This window comes from Streptomyces sp. NPDC005423 (assembly GCF_040606415.1).
In the GTDB taxonomy this organism is placed as follows: Bacteria; Actinomycetota; Actinomycetes; order Streptomycetales; family Streptomycetaceae; genus Streptomyces.
The window spans coordinates 18,088-32,134 of sequence record NZ_JBEXET010000021.1 but is presented as its reverse complement, the minus strand read 5'-3'; the positions used below and the strand labels follow the sequence as shown (position 1 = coordinate 32,134).

General features: G+C 71.8%; 14 protein-coding genes. All 14 read right to left on the bottom strand.

Annotated elements, in window-relative coordinates; genetic code table 11:
• Nucleotides 1-81: 81 nt before the first annotated feature.
• Nucleotides 82-1,044, bottom strand: coding sequence for an L-histidine N(alpha)-methyltransferase (gene egtD, locus ABZT12_RS22130; RefSeq protein WP_356387121.1), 963 nt, complete (start codon nt 1,042-1,044; stop codon nt 82-84).
• Nucleotides 1,041-1,838 carry an ergothioneine biosynthesis protein EgtC gene (egtC, locus tag ABZT12_RS22125; protein ID WP_356387118.1) on the bottom strand — a complete coding sequence of 266 codons (798 nt, stop codon included), beginning with the start codon at nt 1,836-1,838 and terminating at the stop codon, nt 1,041-1,043. Before egtC ends, egtD begins: the two co-directional genes overlap by 4 nt.
• Nucleotides 1,838-3,172: an ergothioneine biosynthesis protein EgtB gene (gene egtB / locus ABZT12_RS22120; RefSeq protein WP_356387115.1), complete on the bottom strand. Its 1,335-nt coding sequence runs from the start codon at nt 3,170-3,172 to the stop codon at nt 1,838-1,840. Before egtB ends, egtC begins: the two co-directional genes overlap by 1 nt.
• Nucleotides 3,169-4,470 (bottom strand): ergothioneine biosynthesis glutamate--cysteine ligase EgtA, encoded by a 1,302-nt coding sequence (egtA, locus tag ABZT12_RS22115; RefSeq protein WP_356387112.1) that lies wholly within the window; start codon nt 4,468-4,470, stop codon nt 3,169-3,171. Before egtA ends, egtB begins: the two co-directional genes overlap by 4 nt.
• Nucleotides 4,471-4,777: 307 nt before the next feature.
• A complete protein-coding gene (locus tag ABZT12_RS22110) occupies nt 4,778-5,233 on the bottom strand; it encodes a type II toxin-antitoxin system PemK/MazF family toxin (protein ID WP_356387109.1) in 456 nt (151 codons plus the stop codon).
• A gap of 77 nt (nt 5,234-5,310) precedes the next feature.
• Nucleotides 5,311-6,831, bottom strand: a complete 1,521-nt coding sequence (locus tag ABZT12_RS22105; RefSeq protein WP_356387106.1) for an SPFH domain-containing protein — start codon at nt 6,829-6,831, stop codon at nt 5,311-5,313.
• A 143-nt stretch (nt 6,832-6,974) separates the two neighbouring features.
• A complete protein-coding gene (locus ABZT12_RS22100) occupies nt 6,975-7,193 on the bottom strand; it encodes a hypothetical protein (RefSeq protein ID WP_356387103.1) in 219 nt (72 codons plus the stop codon).
• 175 nt (nt 7,194-7,368) lie between these two features.
• Nucleotides 7,369-8,166, bottom strand: a complete 798-nt coding sequence (locus ABZT12_RS22095) for an enoyl-CoA hydratase/isomerase family protein (RefSeq protein ID WP_356387100.1) — start codon at nt 8,164-8,166, stop codon at nt 7,369-7,371.
• A complete protein-coding gene (locus tag ABZT12_RS22090; protein ID WP_356387097.1) occupies nt 8,163-9,407 on the bottom strand; it encodes a cytochrome P450 in 1,245 nt (414 codons plus the stop codon). The genes ABZT12_RS22095 and ABZT12_RS22090 overlap by 4 nt, the downstream gene beginning before the upstream one ends.
• 92 nt (nt 9,408-9,499) lie before the next feature.
• Nucleotides 9,500-10,888 (bottom strand): cytochrome P450, encoded by a 1,389-nt coding sequence (locus ABZT12_RS22085; protein ID WP_356387094.1) that lies wholly within the window; start codon nt 10,886-10,888, stop codon nt 9,500-9,502.
• Between the two features lie 10 nt (nt 10,889-10,898).
• The gene (locus ABZT12_RS22080; protein ID WP_356387092.1) at nt 10,899-11,456 is read right to left on the bottom strand and encodes an ATP/GTP-binding protein; all 558 of its coding nucleotides are present in this window, start codon (nt 11,454-11,456) and stop codon (nt 10,899-10,901) included.
• 3 nt (nt 11,457-11,459) lie between these two features.
• Complete coding sequence (locus ABZT12_RS22075; protein WP_356387090.1) at nt 11,460-11,840, bottom strand: DUF742 domain-containing protein; 381 nt, start codon at nt 11,838-11,840, stop codon at nt 11,460-11,462.
• Complete coding sequence (locus tag ABZT12_RS22070) at nt 11,833-12,678, bottom strand: roadblock/LC7 domain-containing protein (RefSeq protein ID WP_356387087.1); 846 nt, start codon at nt 12,676-12,678, stop codon at nt 11,833-11,835. Before ABZT12_RS22070 ends, ABZT12_RS22075 begins: the two co-directional genes overlap by 8 nt.
• Nucleotides 12,675-13,892, bottom strand: a complete 1,218-nt coding sequence (locus ABZT12_RS22065) for an ATP-binding protein (protein ID WP_356387084.1) — start codon at nt 13,890-13,892, stop codon at nt 12,675-12,677. The genes ABZT12_RS22070 and ABZT12_RS22065 overlap by 4 nt, the downstream gene beginning before the upstream one ends.
• Nucleotides 13,893-14,047 lie beyond the last annotated feature (155 nt).

The following is a 14,047-nucleotide window of genomic DNA, read 5'->3' as shown; positions in this document are numbered from 1 at the left end:
CTCGGCCGTGACGGGCGCGTCACGCGTGACTCCACCGTGCCCCACGGCGCGGCGGCGCGCGAGACGGCCCGTCACCCAGGGTCAGCCCACCACGCTGAGTGACAGCGCGAAGCGTTCCTCCCGGTCCGTCCACCAGTGCGCCAACTCAAGCCCCGCGGCGGCCAGTTCGGAGCGCACACCCTCCCGGCGGAACTTCGCCGAGATCTCGGTGCGCAGCTCCTCACCCGGTGCGAAGTCGACGGCGAGACCGAGGGCCCGGACCTTCACCGTCTGCTCCGTACGGGACCGCAGCCGCATCTCGATCCACTCGGCACCGGCGTCCCAGAGGGCGACGTGGTCGAAGGCGCCGGGGTCGAAGTCGGCGCCCAGTTCGCGGTTGACCACGGTCAGGACGTTCTTGTTGAACGCGGCCGTCACCCCGGCCGCGTCGTCGTAGGCCCTGACCAGGACGGTCTCGTCCTTCACCAGGTCGGTGCCGAGCAGCAGCGCGTCGCCCGGCGACAGCAGGGCGCGGACCCCGGAGAGGAACGCGGCACGCTCGGCCGGGAGCAGGTTGCCGACGGTTCCGCCGAGGAAGGCCAGCAGCCGTGGGCCCGGTGTGTCCGGCAGGGTCATGGCGGCCGTGAAGTCGGCGATCAGGGCATGCACGTCGAGGGCGGGCCGCTCCGCGATCAGGGCGTGTCCGGCCTGGGTGAGCGCGCTCTCGCTGACGTCCACGGGGACGTACAGGCGCAGGCCGGTGAGCGCGTCGAGGAGGAAGCGCGTCTTCTCCGAGGAGCCGGAGCCCAGTTCGACGAGGGTGCGGGCGCCGGTCGCCGCGGCGATGTCGGCCGCCCGGTCGAGCAGGATCTCGCGCTCGGCGCGGGTGGGGTAGTACTCGGGCAACTCGGTGATCCGCTCGAAGAGTTCGCTGCCGTGCGCGTCGTAGAACCACTTGGGCGGCAGCGACTTCGGGGTGCGGGAGAGGCCGTGCTGGACGTCGGCGCGCAGGGCGGCCTCGGTGGCGTCCTCGGGCAGGGTGCGGGTGAGGAGGAACGGACTCACGTACGGGTCTCCCTCGATGGTGCGGGTGCGGGTGCGGGGTCGGAGGTCAGCTCCTTGAGCGGGGTGAGCAGCACGTCGGTGCGGCTCGCCGCCAGCAGGGTGCGGTCGGGGACCTCCTGCCAGTGCGGGTCGTCGTCGTAGGGCTCGGAGGCGACGACGGTGCGGCGGCCGGGCTCCGCGAGGTACCAGAGGCTGTCGCCCCAGGCCGTGGCGGCGATCGTCTCGCCGTTGGTCAGCAGGAGGTTGAGCCGGGAGCCGGGGGCCGCCGCGGCGACCTCCACGACCGTGTCGGCCAGCGCCTGGCCCTCCTCGTCACCGGAGCGCAGCCGGTTCAGGACCAGGGCCCAGACGAGCGCGGAGTCGCAGCGTGCCTCCAGCGACAGCAGCTCCGCCGCGGGCAGCCGCCCGGCGAGGGCCGCGAGTGAGCGCGGCCAGCCGATGACCGCGCCGTTGTGGCTGAACAGCCAGGTGCCCGCCGCGAACGGCGCCGCCGCGGCCTCTCCGTCCGCCCCGGCCAGGGTCGCGTCCCGTACGGCGGCCAGCAGGGCCCCCGAGCGCACCACCCTGGCCAGGTCGGCGAAGGACAGGTCGGCCCAGACGGGCCCGGTGCGGCGGTAGCGGGCCGGCACCGGATCCCCGTCCGCGTACCAACCGACGCCGAAACCATCGGCGTTGACCGTTCCGTGCCGCTGCCGCCGGGGCTCCCACGACTGCCGGTACAGACTGTGCGCCGGGGCCACGAGGAGCCGCCCGAGCGGCTCCTCGGGTCCCAGGTACGCCAGGTGACGGCACATCAGGCGACCGCCGAGCGGGCCGTGCGGAAGCCGGAGAAGATCTGCCGCCGGATCGGGTAGTCCCAGTTGCGGAACGTGCCCCGGCAGGCCACCTCGTCCACCGCGAACGAGCCGCCCCGCAGCACCTTGTGCTCCGGGCCGAAGAACACCTCCGAGTACTCCTTGTACGGGAACGCGGCGAACCCGGGGTAGGGCGCCAGGTCGCTCGACGTCCACTCCCAGACGTCACCGATCAACTGCCTTACGCCGTACGGGGATTCGCCCGCCGGGTAGCTACCGGCGGGGGCCGGCCGCAGATGCCGCTGGCCGAGGTTGGCGTGCTCGGGACCCGGGTCGGCGTCGCCCCAGGGGTAGCGGGTGGAGCGGCCGGTGACCGGGTCGTGGCGGGCCGCCTTCTCCCACTCGGCCTCGGTCGGCAGCCGTCGCCCGGCCCAGCGGGCGTAGGCGTCCGCCTCGTACCAGCACACGTGCAGCACCGGCTCGTCGGCGGCCACCACCTCGGTGACACCGAAGCGCCGCCGCAGCCACTGGCCTGCCTCGCGGTACCAGAACTGCGGGGCATCGATGGAGTGTCGGCGGATGTGCGCCCAGCCGTCCGTCGTCCACCAGCGTGGGTCGTCGTAGCCGCCGTCGTCGATGAAGGCCTGGTAGGCGTGGTTGGTGACCGGTGTCGTGTCGATCCAGAAGGACGCCACCTCGCGCCGGTGTGCGGGGCGTTCGTTGTCCAGCGCCCACGGTTCCGTGGAGGTGCCCATGGTGAACGGGCCGCCCGGGACCAGGACTTCGGCCGGGCCGGTGAACGGCGGCACGGGCTCCGGGTCCGGCGCGGTCAGGACCTGAGGGCCCCGGCGCAGCTGATGGGTGATCAGCATCGTCTCGTCGTGCTGCTGTTCGTGCTGCGCGATCATCCCGAAGGCGAAGCCGGCCTCGGTCAGCCGGGTGCCGCCGAACGCGGTGCTCTCCAGCAGGTCCAGGACCCGTCCGCGTACCTCCGCCGCGTACCGGCGGGCCTCCTCCGGCGGCAGCAGCGGCAGCGTCGGGCGCTCGGAGCGCGGGTGCTCGAACGCGTCGTAGAGGCCGTCGATATCCGGTCGCAGCGCCTCCCGTCCGGCGACGGCCCGCAGCAGCCACAGCTCCTCCTGGTTGCCGATGTGGGCCAGGTCCCACACCAGCGGGGACATCAACGGCGAGTGCTGCGCGGTGAGTTCGGGGCCCTCCACGCAGCTGGTCAGCAGCGTGGTGCGGTCCCGGGCCGCGCTGAGCGTGGTCAGCGCCCGCCGCCGGAGGAGTTCGATATCGATGTCAGGGCCGACGGGCGTATCGGTGTCGGTCATGCGCGGAAGTCCTTCCCGTGCGGGCGGCTGTCCGTGCCGCGCACCTGGTCGAGCAGATCGTCGGCGGGGCAGCGGCCCCGGATGACATAGCGGTCGAGGTACGCCCGGACGGCGTCCGTGACCTCGGTGGTGGCCCCCAGCCGGGGCAGCGCGTCCAGCGCGGCCGTGAAGCACGTGACGGCCACCTCGCGCAGCTCGGGATCGGCGAGCCCGTGACGGGCCGCGTCGGTCCACAGCGGGTTGTGCGGCGCGGGCAGCGACCGGGTCCGTTCGGCCAGCGGCTTCACGGTCCGGTAGGCGGTCTCGGCGGCCTCGGGGTCGTCGAAGAGCGCCGCCGTCACGGCCAGCGGCACGATCCAGCCGTCGTCGCCGGGCTGCGCGTCGATCATCCGCAGCTCCAGATGACCGCGCGGCCTGACCGGCGGGAACAGCGTCGAGACGTGGTAGTCGAGATCCTCCCGGGTCGGCGGTCGGGGCGCCCCCGACCTGGTCCACTCCCGGAACGTGAGCCCGTCGGGCACGTCCCAGGGGCCGCTCTCCCGTCGTACGCACATCACCGGGGCGTCCATGACGTGGGCGGCCCAGGCGTCGCGCGGAGGGGCGTCCAGCGGGGGCGCGCCGGCCCGGCCGTGGCCGATCTCCGTCCAGAGCAGCTGCCGGGTGGAGAGCCAGCCGGTGGGGCGGTGACGGGCCAGCGGCGAGTTGGCGAAAGCGGCCACCAGGACCGCGCCCAGCTGGTGCGCGAGCCACCAGCGCCGCCCGAGGCCGAGCGGGCCCGGCTCCTCGTGTCCGGCGTCGAGACACACCTGGACGGAGGCGGAGGTGCACATCATGCGCCGCCCCGCACTGCCGGTGCGGTCCAGGCACCGCTCCATCGCGTCGTAGCGCGGCTCGCGCAGGAAGCGGCGCGGGGGGTGCCAGGGGTCGTGACCCATGCCGACCAGGCCGAGTCCGGCCTCGCGCAGCACGGCGCGGACGGCGTCGAGATCGGCGGAGACGGTTGCGATGCACTCCATGAGGGAGTCGGCGGGCTGGGAACTCAGCTCCAGCTGGCCGCCGGGTTCGACGGTGAGCGCCGAACTCAGGGGTACGGTCCTCAGCGTGGCATAGGCCGCCGCGAGTCTTTCGGGTGTCACGGGCTGCTGCGGACGGCGCAGCTCGTGGACGAGCCATTCCACTTCGACCCCGGTCCTGCGGGGCGGGCCGGTCTTGAAGCAGATGCCCCTTACCAGGGCCTCCACCTCTGCTTCGGTGACTGCGGTGTACGGCTTCGTACAGTCACTTACCGAATCGGACATGTCGGGATCCTCCTGAGATTCCACCATGCCACCGGCCAGGTGTCGGTTGAGTCCTGGCCGGCACACTCGTCCCACCCAAGACCCTCGCGTCGTTTCGCACAAGGGTGCGCATCGCCGCGTCCGGAGTCGGGAATCTCTCGCTCTCCGGACGTTTCCAGGTCCCGAAAACTCCGTTGCGGGGCATCACCAGCATCGCTCAGGATGCCTTCACGGGCACGGCGGGGGAGCGGCCGGGGGACTCGCGGGGTCCGGGCTCATGGCGCACACGGGGGTTGCGCCATGAGCTCCCGGCCGTCCGCGCCGGGCGTCAGTGCCAGCCGTAGCGCTCCCGCAGCCGGTGCACCACCAGGTTGAACCGCATCCGGTCGAGTGCGCACGCCTCCCGGCGCATACCGTCCTCACGCAGCCGCAGGACCCGGTCCACGGCGACCCACGAGTCGCGCCCCGACCGGTCCCACGGTCCGCTGCCTATCGGCACCCACTCGCGGTCGCCGTCGTGCCGCTTGCTGGACAACTGGACGGCGAGGAGGGTGCCGCCGTCCTCCCGGGCGACGACGAGCACCGGGCGGTCCTTGCCGCGCCCGTCGTTCTCCTCGAACGGCACCCAGGTCCAGACGATCTCACCGGGGTCGGGGTCGCCGTCGTGCGCGGGGGCGTACTCGGTCCGCACCCGGCCCACGTCACGCGGGTCGGCCTCCGTGGTCGCGGAGGCGCCGAAGCGGCCCGGGATGTTCTCATCGGTCTCATCGATAAACGCAGTCACGGGGGCACCCTAGAGTGTGCCCCCCTGACCTGCGACGCCGGGCCCGCGCCCGGCGTCTGACGGTGCGTCAGTGACGGTCAGCGACCGTCGGGGTCCACCGTCACCTTCTCCACGGCCGCCTTCGCCACCGGTCTCTTCTGCGCCGGCGGAGCCGCGATGCCGTTGTTCAGCGGTGAAGTCCCGTTCGCCGCCTCCCCGTTCGGGCTCATCGCGGCGAGCAGCTGCCGGGCCAGACCGAGTCCGGTACCGCCCATGGTGAGCGCCTTGGCGAGCATCTCCGCCACCCCGTCGGCGCCGTTGAGCACCACCATGTTGTCGACGCTGCCGAACGCGGAGGCGCCGGCCTTCACGATCTCCGGCCAGTTCTCGGCCAGTTGCTGCGCGACCACCGCCTCCTGGTTCTCGGCGAGAGCCGCTGCCCGCGCCTTGATGGTCTCCGCCTCGGCGAGCCCCTTCGCCTTCGTCGCCTCCGCCTCCGCCAGACCCCTGGCCCGGGCGGCGGCGGCCTCGGCCTCACCGGTCGCCCGGGTCGCGGTGGCGGCCGCCACGCCGCGTGCCTCGGTCGCCTCCGCCTCGGCGCTCGCCGCGGCCTTGACCCGGGTGGCCTCGGCCGCCGCCGCCAGTTCCGTCTCCCGCGCCTTGGCCTGCGCCGCCGAGATACGGGCGTCGCGTTCGGCCTCCGCGAGCGTCCGCTTCTCGTACGCCTGGGCGTCGGCCGGCTTGCGGACGTCGACCTGGAGCTGCTGCTCGCGCCGCTGCGCCTCCAGTTCGGCGACGCGGGTCTCCTGGACCACGACCTCCTGGCGGGCCGCCGCGTCGGCGAGCGGACCCGCCTGCTGTGCCTTCGCGGCGGCCTTGTCCCGCTCGGCCTGGTAGCCGGCCTGGAGGATCTCGCTGTCCCGGGTGGCCTCCGCCATCCGGGCGTACGACTGCTGCTCGGCCTCGGTGGCGAGACGGTTCGCCTCGGCCTGCGCGATCCGCGCGTCCCGCTGCACGGCCGCCGCGTGCGGCATCGCCAGGTTCTGGATGTACCCCGTGGGGTCCTCGATCTCGTGGATCTGCAGCGAGTCCACGATCAGTCCGAGCTTCTCCATCTCCGTACCGCAGGCGGCGCGGGTCTGCCCGGTCAGTTTCTCCCGGTCGCGGATCATCTCCTCGACCGTCAACCCGCCCACGATGGAACGGAGATGACCGGCGAAGACGTTGTGCACCCGCTCCGACATCATCTTCTGCTGGTCGAGGAAACGGCGGCCGGCGTTGGCGATCGACACGAAGTCGTCGCCCACCTTGAAGATGACCACGCCCCGCACCTTCAGCGGAATGCCCTGGGTGGTCGCGCAGTCCACGTGCAGCTCGGTCTCGTTCAGGTCGAGGGAGAGCTTGCGCACCGCCTGCACTCCGGGCAGCACCAGCGTGCCGCGTCCGGTGACGATACGGAACCCCATGCCCTCCTCAAGGCCCTCGGTGCGGTGCTTGGAGCCCGAGATGATGAGTGCCTCGTTCGGCTCCGCGACCCGCCACATCGCCTTGAACAGGCCGATCAATATGAGGACGGCGACTACCGCCGCCCCCGCAACGACGCCGATGATCATCGGCATACGCCCCCTTTGAATGGTGCCCTTTCGGCACCGAACGAACGGAGTGTGCGCCCGGCCGGGTCACGGGTACAGGGGCTGACGGATCCTTGTTGCAATCTTGACGCATACCGCCACAAGCGGCTCTCACCTGCGAGGGCGCGGGCTCAACTGTCGTACGCCGCCGAGACGTAGACCGTTCTCGGCGGCAGGTACTCGACGACCATCACGACCGTGCCGCGCTCGATGCGGTCGGTGCCGACGGCCGGGTACGCGAGGAAGTGTTCGGCGCCGCCGCGCACCCGGACGATCACCTCGCCGACGAGCCCGGGCCCGACCGTCCCGGTGACCCGCCCCATCAGCCCGACCATCGACGCATCGTCCATGACCACAGCGTACGGTCCCAACGCGCCGGTGCCGCCCGGGAGTCGGCGACGGCCCGACCGAGACCGACCCGGGGACCGGCTGCTCCTTCCGCCGGGACGCGCTGCCCCCGCCGACCGTGCGCGGCCCGCGTCGGGACCGGACGGAGCTCCGGCGCGGGCCTCGGCGTCCCGTCCGCTACCCGGCGGCGGGGCCGCCGGCCGGGCGCACGAGTTGAGACGCCAGTAGATGGGAGTCGAGCAGCGCCGCGTCGGCGGTGCGGTCGGCCCGTGCGTAACCGGCGAGCATGCGTTTGGTCAGGACGAGCGCCTCGGGGGAGCGCCGCAGCAGCGGTCTCGTCCAGGCAGCGACGGCCTGGTCGAGGAGTTCGAGCGGAGCCGTCCGGTGCAGCAGCCCCAACTGGTGGGCCGTCGTCGCGTCGAACTGGTCGCAGGTGAGCATGAGTTCGCGCACCCGGGCGGCGCCGGCCTCGGAGATGAGCCGCCCCATGGCGCCGCCCCAGGCGGGCGGCAGCCCCAGTCCGACCTCCGGCATCCGGAACCGGCAGCTGTCGGCGCCCGCGCGCAGGTCGCAGTAGGCGGCGAGGGCGAGGCCGGCGCCGATCACCTTCCCGTGCAGGCGGGCGATGGTGACGGCGTGGGTGTTCTCCAGGGCCTGGCAGAGGCGGTGGGCCTTGTCGGCGATGCGGCGGAGGGCGGCCCCCGTCGGGTCGGCGCCCAGGGCGCTCTCGTACTCGGTGCGGTCCGCTCCCAGACAGAAGTCGTCGCCGAGCGAGGAGAGGACCAGGACGCGGATGTCGGGCCGGTCGTGCAGACCGTCGAGGAGCGCGAGGAGGGCGTCGAGGACGGCGGCGCTCAGCGTGTCGCTCCGCCCGCCCGGGTTGAGCCGGACGTGCAGCAGCGGGCCGTCCAGCTCGACGCGGAGCGCCTCGGGCAGGACGGTGGAGTCGGCGGCGGGCGCGGATATGTGGTTCATGCGAGGGCGACGTCCAGGTTCAGCAGGCGCCGGAACGCCACCCGGGGAGCCATCGTCGGGCGGCGCACCAGGGCGAGGCGGGGCAGGCGACTGACCAGTTGGCGGAGGAGGGTCTGGGCCTCCAGGCGGGCCAGGGGCGCGCCGAGGCAGTAGTGGATGCCTCCGCTGAAGGCGAGGTGGGCGGGTTTGCGGTGGGGGTCGAAACGGTCGGGGTCGGGGTGCTTGGCCGGGTCGCGGTGGGCCGCGCCGACCATGAGGTGGACCATCTCCTCGGCCCGCACCTCCACGCCTCCCAGCGTGCAGTCCATGGCGGCGACGCGGCTGATCACATGCGAGGGAGGGTCGAAGCGCAGCGTCTCCTCCACGAACGCCGGCACCAGGTCGGGCCGGTCCGCGACCAGGTTCCACCGGTCCGGGTCCTCGACGAGGTGCAGTGTCATGAGCGACAGCAGGGTGGAGGTGGTCTCCAGGGCCGCCAGCAGGACGAACAGGGCCAGTAGGTAGACCCCTTCGTCGGCCTCCTCCTGGTCCGGCTCCAGGGAGTCCCAGGTTCTTATCCACTCGGAGACGGGGTCGTCCGCGAGGTTGTTCCGGCGGTCGCGCACCAACGCCAGGAAGTAGGAACGCAGTTCGGCCATCGCCGCGTCGGAGCGGGCCAACTGACTGGCCGACGGCAGGAGTTCCTGGGTGTAGACCTGTTCGTGGGTCCACTCGCGCAGCCGCGGCCAGTCCGCCGCCGGCAGGCCGAGCCAGTCGCCGATGGTGGCGACGGGCAGTTCCTCGCTCACCAGGGCCGCGAAGTCCGCCTCACCGTCGCGCAGTTGGTCGCTGAGGGATTCGAGGAGTCGGTCGACTGTCCGGTGCACGGTCCGGCCTATCCGCCGGATGGTGTTGCGGTCGAAGGAGCCGGCCGCCCGCCGCACCCGGGTGTGTTCGGGCGGGTTGAGCGCGGGCAGGGTCCTGCTGATCTCACGGGCCGAGGGGGCGTTCCAGCGGTGCGCGCCCTGCTTCTCCCGCCAGTGCGTGTCCGGCTCCAGCCAGTTGGCGCTGCGCAGCGTCTGGTCGCACAGCTCGAACCCGGTCACGAGGTGGCCGCCCCACGGTGCGGGTACGACTCCGCCCCTGGACCGGAGTTGCGCGTAGATCGGGAAGGGATCCCTCTGTCCCTCTGCCGTGCGGAGACGGGAGATGAGGGAGACAGTGGCGCGTCGGTCGACGGACGGAGTCGTTACTTGACCCACGATGACGGCTCCTTTCTGAGCACAGCCGCCATCCGTACCCTTCGAATGCTTGAAGCATCCAGCAACACAGTGGTCTCGTAGCGTTACTTACGTCACTCGCCCCTGGTCCAAGCCAGGAAGCGGGTGAACAGACCCCCCTTGGGCGAGGGCGAGGCATGGGCGGGCGCCGGTCGGGGAGCCGACTGCGCGGCGCGGTGCGCACCGGTGTCGGAGTGCGGCTGTGCGGCGCCCTGGGCCGCGGGGGCCGGCCGGGGGGCCGTCGGCGCGGTCACGACGCGCGGGGTGAACCGGATCGGCACGGTGACCAGGGAGCGGCTCCACGGGGCCGGCACCCAGGCCAGCTCCTTGAAGGTGACGCGCATCTCGACGTCCGGCAGCCGGTTGAGCAGCGACTCCACGGCACTGACCGCGATCATGAACGCCGGGTCCTTGGCGGGGCAGGCGTGCGGGCCGGCGCCGAACGCCAAGTGGGCCTTGGCGCTGAGCTGTTCGCGGTGCTCACGCAGCCGGGGGTCGGTGTTGGCCGCCGCGAAGGAGATCACCACCGGGTCGTTGGCCCGCAGGATCCTGCCGCCCAGCTCGACATCGTGGGTCGGGTAGTGGGCGGCGTAGTTGGCGATCGGCGCGTAGTTCCACAGCGTCTGTACGACCGCGTCCTCCACCGGCAGGTTGGACTGCCACTCGTTGCTGAGGTACAGCGCGCTGCTGGTGCCGATGGCGGCCGTCAGTGGGGCGGTGCCGCCCGACAGCAGGGTCACCAGCTGGTGCAGCACCTCCTCGTCGGTGAGCGCCGCCGAGTGCTGCATCAGCCGCGTCGTCAGGTCGTCGCCGGGGCTGCGGCGCTTGAGCGCGATGAGTTCCGCCAGCGCACCGCCCAGCACCTCGTCGGCGCCGGGGGTGCCCTCGAAGATGCCGGTGATGCCGACGATGACCCGGTCGCCCAGCTCCGGCGGGCAGCCGAACAGGTCGCTGAAGACCAGCAGCGGGAGCGGCTGGGCGTAGTCGGCCATCAGCTCCGCCTGGCCGCGCGCGTCCGAACTGAAGCGGCTGATCAGGTAGTCGGCCGACTGCTGTGTCTGGCGCACGAGGTGGAGCTCGTCGACCGTGGCGAGGCTGTCGGTGACCGCCTGCCGCAGCCGGGCGTGCGCCGCTCCGTCGCTGAACAGCGCGTTGGGGCGGTACCCCATCATGGGCAGCGCGGGACTGTCCTGCGGGACCCGCCCTTCGTTGAGCGCGTTCCAGCGACGGGAGTCCCGGACGAACGTGAGGGGGTTCTGCAGGATGTGCAGTCCGGCGTCGTAACTGGTGACCAGCTCCACCTCGACGCCCGGCGCGATGTCGACGGGAGCGCTGGGGCCGAGCGAGCGCAGGTGCGCGTAGTGGCCCTCGGGGTCGGAGCCGAACTCGGGCCCGAACAGCTGGACGTTCTGGTGCGCGGGGCAACCGGCCGGTATTCCGGTGCCGTTGAGGTGTTGCTGCATGCCGTTGCTCCTAGGCGAGAGTGGACATGAGGTGCTCCACGAGGGTGATGAGCGCCTGTCCCGTGGACTGCTCGTCGCGCACGTCGCAGTGCACGACAGGGGTCTCGTTGGACAGGTTCAGGGCCTCGCGCACCTCGTCGAGCGGGTAGTCGGTGGTTCCGTCGAACCGGTTGACGCCGATCGTGTAGGTCAGGCCGAAACGCTCGACCAGGTCCAGGATGGAGAAGCTCTCCTGGAGCCGCTCGGGGTCGACGAGGACCAGGGCGCCCAGCGCGCCCCGGGACAGCCCCTCCCACATCTCCTTGAAACGTTCCTGGCCCGGCGTCCCGAAGAGATAGAGGACCAGGGTGTCGCTGAGGGTCAGCCGCCCGAAGTCCATGGCGACCGTCGTGGTCACCTTGTCGGGCCTCCCCGAGAGGTCGTCGAAGCCCTCGCTGGCCTCGGTGATCTCCTCCTCGGTCTGCAACGGCTCGATCTCGGAGATGCTGCCGATGAAGGTCGTCTTCCCGACTCCGAAATGCCCCACTACGAGGACCTTCACTGCCTGGGCGTCTGGATCCAGGTGCACGGATTACGCTCCCAAGTGGGTCTTCAGGCCATTGAGCACAGCGCTGAGCAGTTCGCGGTCGGTGTGCGCGGCGCGCGCCACCGGCGGCCGCACCATCAGAAGGTCGTTCTCCTTCATCTGCGCCAGCAGGATCCGCACCACACCGAGCGGCAGACGGGTGTACGCCGCCACCTCGGCCACGGACAGGTAGCCGTCGGCGACCAGGTCCATGACGGCCCGCGCCTCGGGGGAGAGGGTGCGCGCCGCGTGGGCGCCCTCCTTCGCGGTGACGAGCGTGGTGTGCGAGTACTGGTGCTCGGGCGGCAGCGCGTGGCCCTGGGTGATCACGAACAGAGGGACTAAGTCGGACGTCAGCTCGAGCTCTTGCTCCGGTTCGTCACGCATGGATCGCCCCTCCGTATCCGGCCGCACCCGGGACCAGCGACGGCACGGCATCGTGCAGACGCGTGGTGAATGCCTCGATGTCGCAGTCGTGTTCGGCGGCCGCGGCCAGGAGGGCATCCTGGCCGGCCGCGATCAGGAAGATCCAGCCGTGCTGGAACTCGATGATGGTCTGCCGCCACTCGGCCTCGTCGGCCGTGCCCATGAACTGCTTCGTGGCCCGGCTGTAGGCGTGGATCCCGGTCATGGCCGCGGAGATCGTGTCCGCCATGTCCCGGCCGATCCCCGAACTCGCCCCGCGGGGCAGCCCTTCCGCGCCGAGCAGCAGGGCGTGCCGGGCGCCCGGCACCTCGGCGATCACCCGGTCCAGCTCGGCCAGGACGAACCCGGAGCCGCCCCCCGCCTGCCGTCGGCCGGAGCCGGCCTCGGGGTGCGCCGAGCCGGCCGCGGCGTTCACCCGCGGCGCGGAGGTGAGGTTGTCGCCCAGGCGGGCGACGAGCCGGTGCATCCGGAAGGAGATCTGCTGCATGTCCACGTCGGGCTCGGCGGCGGCGGCCAGGTAGGCACCCTGTCCCGCGCCGATGAGGAAGACCCAGCCCTGCGCGAACTCGATGATCGTCTGGTTCCACTGCGGGGTCTCGGCCGGGCCGGCGAAGTGGGTCGTGGCCCGACTCAGCGACTGCATGCCGGACATGGCGGCGGAGAGGGTGCTCGCGCTCTTCTCGGTGAGGCCGTCGGTGGCCCCGCGGAGAATGCCGTCCGCGGAGAGCAGTACGGCGTGCAGAGCCTTGGGGACGTTGCTGACGATGTCCTTGAGCATCCACGACAGATCTGTGGTCATTCGTCTTCGGCCCCTTCGGGCGAGGGAGCGTCCAGGTTCCGGCCCGAGAGCGTGCCCCGCTGAAGCGCGCCCAGACTGCCGACGGAGCCGCGCCGCAGAGGTCTCGGCGAGGACGGCGCGCCTTGCGTACCAGGCGTGTCGATCACGTCGGGAACGCTGGCGATGGGCGCCTGACGCGAGGCGCGCTTCGGCAGGCCGTGCGCGGTCCGCGTCGAGGACCGGGGCTGGCCCTCCCCGCGGCGGATGCTGATGGGGGCGTCGCTCTCGTCGGTCGACGGCTCCGTCTCTTCCACGGTCCACAGCTCCTCGGGCAGCAGGACGACCGCGCGGACACCGCCGTAGCGGGAGACTCCGGTGACGTCCACCTTGAATCCGTGCTGACGGGCGATCAGGCCGATGACGGGGAAGCCGAACTTCGGCTGGTTGCCGAGCAGCGACAGGCGCGGAACGGCGTCGCCGGACAGCAGCGTGGTCGCCTTCTGCCGGTCCTCGTCGTTCATGCCCACGCCGGCGTCGTCGATCACGATGCACAGGTTGCTCTGCACCCGCTGGAACGTGACCTCGATGGGAGCGTCGTGCTGCGAGAAGCTGGCGGCGTTGTCGAGCAGTTCGGCCACGGCGAGGGCGACCGGGGCGACCGCGGTCGCCTTCAGCGCGATGCCGCTCTGCTGCATGATCTCGACACGCTGGAAGTTGCGGATCTGCCCCTGTGCGCTGCGCACTACGTCGTAGACGCTGGCGGGCTTGGGGCGGCGGCCGAGCGGCGCACCGCACATGACGGCGATGCCCTGGGCCTTGCGCGCCATCTGCGCGTTGGCGTGGTGCACTTCGAGCAGGTCGGAGAGGACGGCGTGCCCTCCGTACTTGCGCTGGATGTCGTCCAGCAGCGTGGTCTGCTCGGCGGCGAGGCTCTGCAGGAAGCGTGCGGCTCCCTTGAGGACGGCCTTGGTGCTCTCCTCCGACGCCTGTGCGGCCTCGCTGATCACCGCGTCCTGTTCCTGCCGGAACCGGTGGAGGTCGGCCTGCGAGGCACTGAGATGACTCTGCGCCAGGCGCAGTTGCGCCGTGAGGGAGGCCTCTTGCGCGGTGAGGGCGGCCTCGATCCGCCCCTTCCTCACCCCCAGGGCTCTGTTACGGACGACGAGTACCACGACCGCAGCGGCGGCTACCACCGCGACTGCAACCAGGCACCACATCAGCGCGTCTTGGTTCATGGATACCTTTCCCGGCGCGTGGTTCCAGGCGATGGCCGACCCCTCGCGCGGTGACTCCGCGGCTCAGACGTCAGGGACGGATGGGCCGAATGCACCGGGCGAGCGGGTCGGCCAGGAGTGCCGAACCACAAAAGTGGATCAAGGTCGGGGACGCC